The 11195-nt window shown below is 71.0% G+C and carries 10 protein-coding genes and 1 pseudogene; 8 read left to right on the top strand and 3 right to left on the bottom strand.

Annotated elements, in window-relative coordinates; all coding sequences use genetic code 11:
- The 4 genes and pseudogenes from ACFT7S_RS37900 to ACFT7S_RS37885 form a co-directional block, all read left to right on the top strand.
- A pseudogene (locus ACFT7S_RS37900) lies at window positions 1-150 on the top strand (4-hydroxy-3-methylbut-2-en-1-yl diphosphate synthase); the annotation flags it as partial.
- A 187-nt stretch (window positions 151-337) separates the two neighbouring features.
- Window positions 338-1183 (top strand): GNAT family N-acetyltransferase, encoded by an 846-nt coding sequence (locus ACFT7S_RS37895; protein ID WP_382740883.1) that lies wholly within the window; start codon window positions 338-340, stop codon window positions 1181-1183.
- Window positions 1184-1232: 49 nt separating this feature from the next.
- Window positions 1233-1838: a GNAT family N-acetyltransferase gene (locus tag ACFT7S_RS37890; RefSeq protein ID WP_382740879.1), complete on the top strand. Its 606-nt coding sequence runs from the start codon at window positions 1233-1235 to the stop codon at window positions 1836-1838.
- A gap of 36 nt (window positions 1839-1874) precedes the next feature.
- Window positions 1875-3575 carry a proline--tRNA ligase gene (locus ACFT7S_RS37885; protein ID WP_382740877.1) on the top strand — a complete coding sequence of 567 codons (1701 nt, stop codon included), beginning with the start codon at window positions 1875-1877 and terminating at the stop codon, window positions 3573-3575.
- Window positions 3576-3647: 72 nt separating this feature from the next.
- Here ACFT7S_RS37885 and ACFT7S_RS37880 read toward each other — a convergent pair whose 3' ends face one another.
- From ACFT7S_RS37880 to ACFT7S_RS37870, 3 genes are read right to left on the bottom strand one after another with little or no spacing between them, the layout of a single operon-like run.
- Window positions 3648-4565: an aminoglycoside phosphotransferase family protein gene (locus ACFT7S_RS37880; RefSeq protein WP_382740874.1), complete on the bottom strand. Its 918-nt coding sequence runs from the start codon at window positions 4563-4565 to the stop codon at window positions 3648-3650.
- A 29-nt stretch (window positions 4566-4594) separates the two neighbouring features.
- Entirely contained in the window at window positions 4595-5089 is a 495-nt protein-coding gene (locus ACFT7S_RS37875; RefSeq protein WP_382740872.1) for a ferritin-like domain-containing protein, read from the bottom strand.
- On the bottom strand, window positions 5086-5628 hold the full coding sequence (locus ACFT7S_RS37870) for a hypothetical protein (RefSeq protein WP_382740869.1): 543 nt from the start codon (window positions 5626-5628) through the stop codon (window positions 5086-5088). Before ACFT7S_RS37870 ends, ACFT7S_RS37875 begins: the two co-directional genes overlap by 4 nt.
- A gap of 176 nt (window positions 5629-5804) precedes the next feature.
- Between ACFT7S_RS37870 and rimP the strand changes: the two genes are divergently transcribed.
- The 4 genes from rimP (at window position 5805) to infB (ending at window position 11066) form a co-directional block, all read left to right on the top strand.
- Window positions 5805-6302 carry a ribosome maturation factor RimP gene (gene rimP / locus ACFT7S_RS37865; RefSeq protein WP_382740866.1) on the top strand — a complete coding sequence of 166 codons (498 nt, stop codon included), beginning with the start codon at window positions 5805-5807 and terminating at the stop codon, window positions 6300-6302.
- 2 nt (window positions 6303-6304) lie between these two features.
- Window positions 6305-7345, top strand: coding sequence for a transcription termination factor NusA (nusA, locus tag ACFT7S_RS37860; protein WP_382740864.1), 1041 nt, complete (start codon window positions 6305-6307; stop codon window positions 7343-7345).
- 146 nt (window positions 7346-7491) lie between these two features.
- Entirely contained in the window at window positions 7492-7779 is a 288-nt protein-coding gene (locus tag ACFT7S_RS37855; protein ID WP_382740862.1) for a YlxR family protein, read from the top strand.
- A gap of 140 nt (window positions 7780-7919) precedes the next feature.
- Complete coding sequence (gene infB, locus ACFT7S_RS37850; RefSeq protein WP_382740859.1) at window positions 7920-11066, top strand: translation initiation factor IF-2; 3147 nt, start codon at window positions 7920-7922, stop codon at window positions 11064-11066.
- The last annotated feature ends 129 nt before the right edge of the window (window positions 11067-11195 follow it).

The following is an 11195-nucleotide window of genomic DNA, read 5'->3' as shown; positions in this document are numbered from 1 at the left end:
AAGGGGCAGATCTTCGTGAAGGGCGAGGTCATCAAGACCGTCCCGGAGTCGAAGATCGTCGAGACCCTCATCGAAGAAGCCCTGAAGATCGCCGAGCAGATGGAGAAGGACGGCATCTCCTCCGGCGAACCCCAGGTCTCCATCAGCTGACCCCGACCGCACACGGCTTCACCGCGCCCCGCCGGACTCCGAGTCCGGCGGGGCGCGGTCGTTGCGGACGCGGGGCAGGACGCGGGCAGGACGTGGTCTCCCAGCCCCGCTCCCGGACGCGAGGGGCGCCCGTCGCCCCCGTTCGGTACAGTGCGGAAATCAGCAGACCGCATGGTGAGGCCCCCTCGTGTTGACGCAGACCACCACCCGGGTCCTCGAACCCAGCGACCTCGGCGCCGCGCTCGCCATCCTGGAGAGCGAGCCCGTGGCCAACGCCTTTGTCACGTCCCGCGTACAGGTCGCCGGACTCGACCCCTGGCGCCTCGGCGGCGAAATGTGGGGCTGGTACGCCGACGGGCGACTGCGCTCGCTGTGCTACTCCGGGGCCAACCTCGTCCCCATCTGCGCCACTCCCGAAGCGATCAGGGCCTTCGCCGACCGGGCCCGCAGGGCCGGCCGCCGCTGCTCGTCGATCGTCGGCCCCGCCGAACCCACCGCCCAGCTGTGGCGCCTGCTCGAACCGGGCTGGGGCCCCGCCCGCGAGGTCCGCGCCAACCAGCCGCTCATGGTCACCGAACACCCCTCCGCCGACGTCGAGCCCGACCCGCTCGTGCGCCGCATCCGCAAGGAGGAGATGGACATCCTCATGCCGGCCTGCGTGGCGATGTTCACGGAGGAGGTGGGCATCTCGCCGATGGCCGGCGACGGCGGACTCCTCTACCAGGCACGCGTCGCCGAGCTGATCGGCACCGGCCGCTCCTTCGCCCGCATCGAGGACGGCAAGGTCGTCTTCAAGGCGGAGATCGGCGCGGCCACCACGCTGGCCTGCCAGATCCAGGGCGTCTGGGTCGCCCCCGAACACCGCGGCCGCGGCCTCTCCGAGACCGGCATGGCCGCGGTCCTGCGCTACGCACTGGCCGACGTGGCGCCCATCGTCAGCCTGTACGTGAACGACTACAACACCCCCGCCCGCAAGGCGTACGCCCGTGTCGGCTTCCGCGAGACCGGAGCCTTCATGAGCGTCCTCTTCTGACCACACGGCTCTGACCACACGGCCGCGGCACGGACAGTAGGGTTCCGGCATGGCAGCAGCAGTTTCCGGGAGCGGCCCCGGGGCCCCCGACATCCTGGTCGGCCCCCTCGACCTGGCCGCACGAGTCGACGAGGCACTGGCGGTGCAGGCCGTCGCCTTCGGCCTGGGCCGGGAAGAGATCGAGGTACGCCGCCACATCGTGCTGCGGCACCTCGACCACCCTCATGCGAGGGCACTCGGAGCCACGACGCCCACCGGCCGGCTCGTGGGATTCGTGTACGGCATGCCCAACGACCGCGCCCAGTGGTGGTCCACCGTCGTCGAGCCCTATCTCCGCGCCACCGGCTCCGACGGCTGGCTCGACGACTCGTTCGTGATCACGGAGCTCCATGTCCACCCGGACTTCCAGCAGCGCGGCATCGGCCGCACCCTGATCACCACCGTCACGGACGCCGTCGGCCTGCCCCGTTCCATCCTCTCCGCGATCGACACGGAGAGCCCGGCGCGCGGCCTGTACCGCGCCCTCGGCTACCAGGACCTGGCCCGGCAGGTGCACTTCCCCAGTGCTCCCAAGCCGTACGCGGTGATGGGCGCGCCCCTCCCGCTGCGCCGTGCGGAACCAATCGATTTCCGCCCGCCCCTGCCGCACGGCTAACCTCGGCCACATCACCCTTCCGAGCAGGAGTTCATCATGGCCCAGGTCCAGCGCATGTCCCGATTGATGATCAAGACACTGCGCGACGACCCGGCAGACGCCGAGACGCTCAACCACAAGCTGCTCGTCCGGGCCGGATACGTACGTCGCACGGCCGCCGGCATCTGGACCTGGCTGCCGCTCGGCAAGAAGGTCCTGGACAACGTCACCCGTGTCGTCCGCGAGGAGATGGACGCCATCGGCGGCCAGGAGGTCCTGCTCCCCGCGCTGCTCCCCAAGGAGTCCTACGACGCGAGCGGCCGGTACGAGGAGTACGGCGACCTGCTGTTCCGCCTCAAGGACCGCAAGGGCTCCGAGTACCTCCTCGGCCCCACCCACGAAGAGATCTTCACCCAGATCGTCAAGGACCAGATCACGTCCTACAAGGACCTGCCCGTGGTCCTCTACCAGATCCAGACCAAGTACCGCGACGAAGCCCGCCCCCGCGCCGGTGTGCTGCGCGGACGCGAGTTCCAGATGAAGGACTCGTACTCCTTCGACACCACCGACGAGGGACTCGTCGAGGCGTACCAGCTGCACCGGGCCGCCTACATCCGGATCTTCGAGCGCCTCGGCCTCGACCACCGCATCGTCTCCGCGGTCTCCGGCGCCATGGGCGGCTCCGCGTCCGAGGAGTTCCTCGCCCCCGCCCCGGCCGGTGAGGACACCTTCGTCGACTGCCCCAACTGCGACTACGCCGCCAACACGGAGGCCGTGACCTTCAAGGCCGCCCCCGTCGACGGCTCGGCGCACGGCCCCGTCGAGGAGCTGGACACCCCGGACACCCCGACCATCGAGACGCTCGCCGCCTTCCTCGGCATCCAGGCGTCCGAGACGCTCAAGAACCTCCTGGTCAAGGTCGACGGCGAGATCGTCGCCGTGGGCGTCCCCGGCGACCGCGAGGTCGACCTCGGCAAGCTCGGCGAGCACCTGGCGCCCGCCGTGGTCGAACTGGTCACCGCTGATGACTTCGAGGGCCGCCCCGACCTCGTACGCGGCTATGTCGGCCCGCAGGGTCTCGACAAGGTCCGCTACATCGCCGATCCCCGTATCGCCTCCGGCACCGCCTGGGTCACCGGCGCCAACAAGCCCGGCACCCACGCGCGCAACGTCGTCGCCGGCCGTGACTTCGAGGTCGACGACTACCTCGACGTCGTCGTCGTCCAGGCGGGCGACCCCTGCCCCAAGTGCGGCGCCGGCCTCAAGCTGGACCGTGCCATCGAGATCGGCCACATCTTCCAGCTGGGCCGCAAGTTCGCCGACGCCTTCCAGCTCGACGTGCTCGGCCAGAACGGCAAGCCGGTCCGGGTCACGATGGGCTCGTACGGCATCGGCGTCTCCCGCGCCGTGGCCGCACTCGCCGAGCAGACCGCCGACGAGCAGGGCCTGTGCTGGCCCCGCGAGATCGCCCCGGCCGACGTCCACGTCGTCGCCGCGGGCAAGGCACTCCAGACGGAGCTGGCCCTCGAGGTCTCCGAGAAGCTCAACGCGGCGGGCGTCCGGGTCCTGGTCGACGACCGACCGGGCGTCTCGCCCGGCGTGAAGTTCACCGACGCCGAGCTGATCGGTGTGCCGAAGATCCTGGTGGCCGGCCGCCGCTCGGCCGAGGGCGTCCTGGAGCTCAAGGACCGCCGCACGGGCGAGCGCGAGGAGCTCACGGTGGACGAGGCGATCGCCCGCCTCACCAACCAGGGCTGAGCCCCGGCCAGTACGCCACGAAGGCCCCCGCGCACCTGCGCGGGGGCCTTCGTGCTCTTCGGGTGACCGGCCCTACAGCCAGCCCGCGAATTCCAGCGTCAGTTCGCCGTCCTGCCGGCGTCCCTCGGCCAGCGCCCGGGTGCCCGACTCCACGGCCCGGAACAGTGTCCAGCCGTGCAGCCGTTCCCGGTCCACGTCGAGGGAATCGGCGAGCTTCTTGACCCGTCGCCGGGCCGTCGCGGCCCCGCCGGGAGAAGCGATCAGATCCTCGACCCGGTCCCGCACCAGCCGTGCCAGGTCGTAGGCACGCTCGCCGACCAGCGGCTCGGGGCCGACCGTCAGCCAGGGGGAACGCTCACCCGACAGCACCTTGCTCTGGCGGAAGTTGCCGTGCAGCAGCAGGAGTTCGGGGGAGTGGGCGACCAGTTCCGCACGGGCGGCCAGAGCGGCCGCCACGAGCGGCGCCAGCTCCAAGTCGGCCTCGGCGGCCGCTCGCATCGGCCCCGCCTGACGGTCCGTCCGCTCGGCCACCGACTCGAAGGAGTGCCCGGCCGGCGGGTCGACCCACAGCTTGCGCACCGTGCCCGCCGCCTCCAGCAGGGCCTTCGCCTCCGGGAGCGAGCGCAGCGACACCTCGTGGTGCAGCCGCTCCAGGAGCAGCGCGTCACCCGGCAGGGTCCCGGCGGGGTCGAGCAGTTGTACGGCGCCCCAGCCGTTCCAGTGCGCCAGCGCCGCCCGCTCGCACCCGGGCGCGGCCTGGGGCGGGGCGATCTTCAGCACGCCGGGTGTCCCGTCGGACTGCCGCACCAGGAGGGTCAGGCTGCTGCGTCCGCCGGGGGCGACCACCCGCTCGGCGGAGAGATCCTGCGTACCCCCGGAAAGCGCCTCTTCGGTCAGTGCGGGAAGCCGTCCGAGCCAGTCGGCCGCGGCGGCGTCCCCGTACATCTCGCCGAGCGCTCGCACCAGACGCTGCGGCGGTTCGAAACCCATACGTGCCTTGTTCCCTTTCAGAGCCTTCTTCAGTGCGTCCCGGTCGTCCTTTTCGGACCTGCGGCTTCCCCGGTCGTGGCCTTCTCGGCGAGCCCGGGAAAGGCTACGCCGGTGCCCCGCCAGCGGACCGCGCGTACGGCGGCCTCCCGCAGAGCGCCCGCGGCCTCACGCCGCAGGGGCCCTCCGGTGGCCCGTACGAGATCGGAGTAGACGCCCGCGATCCGGTCCTCCAGCACGGCGGCGAGCCGCACCGCCGCCGCCGGGTCCCGTACCGCGAACGGCAGAGCGTACGCGGCATCGGCCGCGACCGGCGCACCGCCCAGGTCACGCACGGTGCGCGCCAGGGCGTCGCGCCGGGCCCGGTGCCCGTCGTACGCGGCTGTGGCCTCCGTACCGCGCTTCCCGGTGAGCCGGCCGCCGAGCACCGCGTATCCGTACACCGCGGCGTGCTCGGCCGCCAGGGCGGCCTGTGCGGCCGTCAACTCCTGCGAGCCCTCTTCGGCCCGTGTGTCCATGACGCTCATGACGCGGTGTCCTTGGCGAGTTCGGTGAGCAGGTACGCATGCACGGCGCCGGCCGCCGCCACGGAGGCCAGCAGCCGGGCGAGTTCGGGTTCCGCGTCCAGCAGGGACAGGGTGTGGGCGTCGGCCGAGCGTCGCGCCGCGGCGGCCAGCTCCTTCAGGGCGGCCTTCGCGTCGACGGCCGGAGGCGCTGCGGGCGGAGCCGGCGTCGTCCGTCCCGCGCCCTTCGACAGGGCCGCCGTGTGCTCCCGTACGGCCGACCGCAGCGGCGCCAGTCCGGCAGCCGTCGCGGGGTGCGCGGCCGCGACCTGGTCGTACTGGGCGAGCAGCGCGGCGCTGACCCGGGTCGCACCCCTGCGCAGCGTCCGCTGGGCGCGGGCGTCCGTGGCCCGGGCGCGGGCCTGCGCGTCGGCCCGCGAACCGGCGTTGGAGGACCGCTTCGGGGCCTCCGGTCCGTCACCGCAGCCCGCCAGCACCGCACCCATCGAAAGTGCTCCAGTGGCCGCGAGCGCGGCCCTGCGCGTCGTCCCCGTCCGCCGCACGTGTCTCCTCCGGGTCCCGTTCGGTACTGACCGCTTCTGTCCTGAAGTGATCACCGTTGGCGAGCGTACCCGCGCCCCGGGGCAGGCGGACGGCAACACCCCTCCGGACCGGATACCCTTTGACCTGACACACGACGATCCCCACAACAGCACACGCGGCCGAGGAGTCACCCGGGATGAGCACCACCCAGAGCGAGAGGCTGCGCGAACTGCTGGAACCGCTCGTCAGCGCCGAGGAACTGGATCTCGAAGAGATCGAGGTGGCCCGAGCCGGCCGCCGTCAGGTGCTTCGAGTCATCGTGGATTCCGAACAGGGTGTCGAGCTGGACACCTGCGCCGAGCTGAGCCGCGCGATCTCCGAGAAGCTCGACGAGACCGACGTGATGGGCGAGGGCGAGTACGTCCTCGAAGTGAGCTCTCCGGGCGCCGACCGCCCGTTGACCGAGCACCGCCACTACGTACGCGCCACCGGCCGCCTCGCCCGGCTCCAGCTGACCGGGGGCGACGAGCTGGTGGCCCGCATTCTCGCGGTCGACGACGAAGGACTGGACCTCGAAGTGCCGGGCGTCAAGGGCCGCAAGCCCACGTCCCGCCGGGTCTCCTTCGACGAGATCGCCAAGGCGCGCGTGGAGATTGAATTCAACCGCAAGGACAAGAAGGAAGAGGAGGCGTAGCCGTGGACATCGATGTGAAGCTGCTGAAGGGCTTGGCGCAGGACAAGGAGATCCCCTTCGACGTGCTCGTCGGGGCGATCGAGTCGGCCCTCCTCATCGCGTACCACCGCACCGACGGCAGCCACCGCCGGGCGCGGGTCGAGCTGAACGAGCGCGGCCATGTGACGGTGTGGGCCAAGGAGGACCCGGCCGACCTCGAAGAGGGCCAGGAGCCCAAGGAGTTCGACGACACCCCGTCCGGCTTCGGCCGGATCGCGGCGACCACCGCAAAGCAGGTCATCCTGCAGCGGCTCCGCGACGCGGAGGACGACAGGACGTTCGGCGAGTACGCCGGCCACGAGGGCGATGTCGTCACCGGTCTCGTCCAGCAGGGCAAGGACCCGAAGAACGTCCTGGTCGACATCGGCAAGATGGAAGCCATCCTGCCGGTCCAGGAGCAGGTGCCGGGCGAGGAGTACACGCACGGCCTCCGGCTGCGTTCGTACGTCGTACGGGTCGCCAAGGGCGTCCGCGGTCCGTCCGTGACGCTGTCGCGCACCCACCCCAACCTCGTGAAGAAGCTCTTCGCGCTGGAGGTCCCGGAGATCGCGGACGGCTCGGTCGTCATCGAGGCGATCGCCCGCGAGGCCGGCCACCGCAGCAAGATCGCGGTGCGCTCCACCCGTGCCGGTCTGAACCCCAAGGGCGCCTGCATCGGCCCGATGGGCAGCCGTGTGCGCAATGTCATGGCCGAGCTGCACGGCGAGAAGATCGACATCGTGGACTGGTCGGACGACCCGGCCGAGATGGTCGCCAACGCGCTGTCGCCCGCACGGGTGAGCAAGGTCGAGGTCGTGGACCTCGGTGCCCGGTCCGCCCGGGTCACCGTCCCCGACTACCAGCTGTCACTGGCGATCGGCAAGGAGGGGCAGAACGCCCGTCTGGCCGCCCGTCTCACCGGCTGGCGCATCGACATCCGCCCGGACACGGAGACGGACGAGGAGCGGGACATCGCGGACCGTGAGCGCGCCGAGCGCGCCAGGGACCGGTCGGAGCGGGGCTGATCCCCAGCCGTTCCGCCAGGGGGCCGGACCGTTCCGAGTCCGGCCCGAAGGAATAGATCCGGGCGCCACGACGCTGAGATCACGACAACATCCGTTCGATTTTTGCCCCAAAGGGGTGAGGTCGGTGCGGGGAGGTAGACTTAAAGGTGTCTGGCCGGACGCATGCCCGCGCTTGCCCCGAACGAACCTGTGTCGGATGCCGGGAGCGGGCGGCCAAGAGCGAGCTGCTGCGCATCGTGGTGGATGAGGGTGAATGCCTACCCGATCCGCGCGGTACGCTGCCCGGCCGGGGTGCGTATCTGCACCCCGCCTCTGTCTGTCTCGACCTGGCGGTCCGCCGCCGGGCGATCCCCCGGGCCTTCAAGGCCAAGGGGCCGTTCGGTTCCGCGGCACTGCAGCGGTTCGTCGAGCGGGTGACAACGCAAGAAAAGTGAACGGCACGGGACCCCGTGCGGTCAGGTACCTCGCGAGTTGGAAGTAGGTCGAGATTGCGATGAGCACTCGATGAGTACGCGATGAGTACGCCCATGAAGTAGCGACGGTCCGGCGGTAACCCGGACCTAAAAGGAGCGAAGTGGCTAAGGTCCGGGTATACGAACTCGCCAAGGAGTTCGGGGTTGAGAGCAAGGTCGTCATGGCCAAGCTCCAAGAACTCGGTGAATTCGTACGTTCGGCGTCCTCGACGATCGAGGCGCCGGTTGTACGCAAGTTGACTGACGCACTGCAGGGGCCCGGCGGCAACGCCGGCAAGTCCGCTGCGAAGCCCGGCGCGCCCCGCAAGGCCGCGCCCTCGAAGCCCGCAGCGCCCTCCCCGGCCGCTGCGGCACGTCCCGCTGCCCCGAAGCCCGGCGTCCCGGCCCCCAAGCCGGTCGTGGCCGAGGCCCCGGAGAGCAGTGCCCCCGCCGCACCTTCCGCGCCGTCCGCGGGCCCGCGTCCGGGCCCCAAGCCCGCGCCGAAGCCCGCACCGGTCACCCCGGTGCCCGCGGCTGAATTCTCCGCTCCGGCCCCGGCTCAGCAGCCGGCCCAGCCGCAGCAGCAGGCCCCGCGTCCCGCGGGTGCCACCCCCGGCCCCCGCCCCGCGACCCGTCCGGCTCCGGCCGGCGGTCAGCGTGACGGTGGCCAGCGTGATGCAGGTCAGCGTGACGGCGGCCGTGGTGGCGAGCGTGGCGGCGACCGCCCCGCGCGTCCCGCAGGCCAGGGAGCGCCGCGACCTGCCGGTGCTCGTCCGGCGGGTCCCCGTCCGGGCAACAACCCCTTCACCTCCGGTGGCTCCACCGGTATGGCGCGCCCCCAGACCCCCAGGCCCGGCGGCGCCCCGCGTCCCGGTGGCGGTCAGGACCGTCCGGAGCGCCCCGGCGCCCCGCGTCCGCAGGGTGGCCCCGGTGGCGCCCCGCGCCCGCAGGGTCAGGGTGGTGCCCGTCCGAGTCCCGGCGGCATGCCCCGTCCGCAGAGTCCCCGTCCGGGCGGTGCCCCGTCCGGTAACCGGCCGAACCCGGGCATGATGCCGCAGCGTCCCGCTGCGGGTCCGCGTCCCGGTGGTGGCCCCGGTGGCGGCGGTGGCCGTGGTCCCGGTGGCGGCGGCGGTCGTCCCGGCGGCGGTGGCGGCGCAGGCCGTCCGGCCGGCGGCGGTTTCGCAGGTCGTCCGGCTGGTCCCGGTGGCGGTGGCGGCGGTTTCGCCGGTCGTCCCGGTGGTCCGGGTGGCGGCGGCGCTCCCGGTCGTCCCGGTGGTGGCGGCGGCTTCGGCGGTCGTCCCGGCTTCGGTGGACGTCCCGGCGGCCCGGGTGCCCGTGGTGGCACACAGGGTGCGTTCGGCCGTCCCGGTGGTCCCGCGCGTCGTGGCCGCAAGTCGAAGCGTCAGAGGCGCCAGGAGTACGAGTCGATGCAGGCCCCGTCGGTGGGCGGCGTCATGCTGCCTCGCGGCAACGGGCAGGCTGTCCGGCTGTCTCGCGGTGCGTCCCTCACGGACTTCGCGGAGAAGATCAACGCGAACCCGGCGTCGCTCGTCGGCGTGATGATGAACCTCGGCGAGATGGTCACTGCGACGCAGTCCGTCCCCGACGAGACGCTGAAGATGCTCGCGGACGAGATGAACTTCGTCCTGGAGATCGTCAGCCCCGAGGAGGAGGACCGCGAGCTGCTCGAGTCCTTCGACATCGAGTTCGGCGAGGACGAGGGCGGCGAAGAGGCCCTGGTCTCCCGTCCGCCGGTCGTGACCGTCATGGGTCACGTCGACCACGGTAAGACCCGACTGCTGGACGCGATCCGCAAGACGAACGTCGTTGCGGGCGAGGCCGGCGGTATTACGCAGCACATCGGTGCGTACCAGGTCGGCGCCGAGGTCAATGGCGAGGACCGACGCATCACCTTCATCGACACCCCGGGTCACGAGGCGTTCACCGCCATGCGTGCACGTGGTGCGAAGTCCACCGACATCGCGATCCTCGTGGTGGCGGCGAACGACGGTGTGATGCCCCAGACGATCGAGGCGCTGAACCACGCCAAGGCGGCCGATGTGCCGATCGTGGTCGCGGTCAACAAGATCGACGTCGAGGGTGCCGACCCGGTCAAGGTGCGCGGTCAGCTCACCGAGTTCGGTCTGGTGGCCGAGGAGTACGGCGGCGACACGATGTTCGTCGACATCTCCGCCAAGCAGGGCCTCAACATCGAGGCTCTTCTGGAGGCCGTCGTCCTCACCGCCGATGCCTCGCTCGACCTGCGGGCCAACCCGAACCAGGACGCGCAGGGTATTGCGATCGAGTCTCACCTCGACCGCGGCCGCGGTGCCGTCTCGACCGTCCTCGTCCAGCGCGGCACGCTGCGCATCGGCGACACGATGGTGGTCGGCGACGCGTACGGCCGTGTCCGGGCGATGCTCGACGACAACGGCAACAACGTGCAGGAAGCGGGTCCCGCGACCCCCGTCCTCGTGCTGGGTCTCACCAACGTGCCGGGTGCCGGCGACAACTTCCTGGTTGTCGACGAGGACCGTACGGCCCGCCAGATCGCCGAGAAGCGTGCCGCTCGTGAGCGCAACGCCAACTTCGCCCGCAAGGGTGTCCGGTTCTCCCTGGAGAACCTGGACGAGGCGCTCAAGGCCGGTCTGGTCCAGGAGCTCAACCTCATCATCAAGGGCGACGCGTCCGGTTCGGTGGAGGCTCTCGAGTCCTCGCTGCTCCAGCTCGACGTCGGTGAAGAGGTCGACATCCGGGTCCTGCACCGCGGTGTGGGTGCGGTCACCGAGTCGGACATCGACCTGGCGACCGGCTCCGACGCCATCGTGATCGGCTTCAACGTGCGCGCCGCAGGGCGTGCCGCGCAGATGGCCGAGCGCGAAGGCGTGGACGTCCGGTACTACTCGGTCATCTACCAGGCGATCGAAGAGATCGAAGCGGCCCTCAAGGGCATGCTCAAGCCGGAGTACGAAGAGGTCGAGCTCGGTACGGCGGAGATCCGCGAGGTCTTCCGCTCGTCCAAGCTGGGCAACATCGCCGGTGTGCTGGTCCGGTCCGGCGAGGTCAAGCGCAACACCAAGGCGCGCCTGCTTCGCGACGGCAAGGTCATTGCGGAGAGCCTCAACATCTCCGGTCTGCGCCGCTTCAAGGACGACGTCACCGAGATCCGCGAAGGCTTCGAGGGCGGTATCAACCTCGGAAACTTCAACGACATCAAGATCGACGACGTCATCGCGACGTACGAGATGCGCGAGAAGCCCCGCGGCTGATCCGTACCTCAACAGTCGGGGCCGATCGACGGGTCTTATTCGGTGGGTCGGCCCCCCCCGGGGTGGGATAAAAAAAAAACAGCCCACCCCACCAACAAGGGGGTGGGATTGCGGGGGGGGGTTGTGTAA

Source organism: Streptomyces sp. NPDC057136 (assembly GCF_042670885.1).
Taxonomy (GTDB): Bacteria; Actinomycetota; Actinomycetes; order Streptomycetales; family Streptomycetaceae; genus Streptomyces.
This window is presented reverse-complemented; position numbering and strand designations above follow the sequence as displayed.